Source organism: Protofrankia sp. Cr1 (assembly GCF_963555865.1).
Taxonomy (GTDB): Bacteria; Actinomycetota; Actinomycetes; order Frankiales; family Frankiaceae; genus Protofrankia.
Map to the genome: position 1 here is coordinate 4,021 of NZ_CAUVXO010000531.1, position 667 is coordinate 4,687.

At 67.9% G+C, this 667-nt stretch carries 1 pseudogene; it reads left to right on the plus strand.

Annotated elements, in window-relative coordinates:
• Positions 1-176: 176 nt before the first annotated feature.
• Positions 177-667: pseudogene (locus tag U9980_RS25265) on the plus strand (cell division protein FtsK); the annotation flags it as partial.

Below are 667 nucleotides of genomic sequence, written 5' to 3' on the forward strand. Positions count from 1 at the left end.
CTGTGAACGGCTCCTGTTGGACCGTAAGGCCGACGACACCGATAACGGGTCTGCGGTAGCGGCCTGAAGTCTGGTTCTTCTCCTCGCGGATGCCGGGACGGATTGCGAGCGCTGTTCTTCGCCGGTTCCGGACCGCTGATTCTCGATTCTTCAACGCCGGGTGGGTGTGATCTGTCATGGCCAGAATCAACGGCTCACGGCCGTTTCCCGAGGTACCGACCAGGCATCCGAAAATCGACGTGCCGCTGTGGGCGGTCCTGCTCGGGCTGGCCGGCCGGATAGGCGCCCACCTGGTCGTGTTCCTCGTCCGGCATCCGGTGGCGGTGGCGGTGCTGCTCGCGGTGGCGGTGGTCCGCCAGCGGTTCGGCCTGGTCGGGCTCGGCGTCGGGCTCCTGGTCCTGGCCGTGGTCGCTGTGGGGTGGCGGCTGGCCCATCGCCGATCGTTCACCTGGCTGGTCCGCTGGATGTGGGGGCGGCTGCGGCTGCTGGTCGTCTACCGGTGGCGCTGGCGCCCGGTCATGGTCCACACGGATTTGGCGATTCGGATTCCGGTGTCCAACGGCGATCGGGTCTCCTTCGCCGAGACCTTCCCCCGGATTCGGACGATCCGCTCCGACCGGTGGGGCGACCAGCTGCGGATCGAGCTGCTCTACGGGCAGACCCCCGA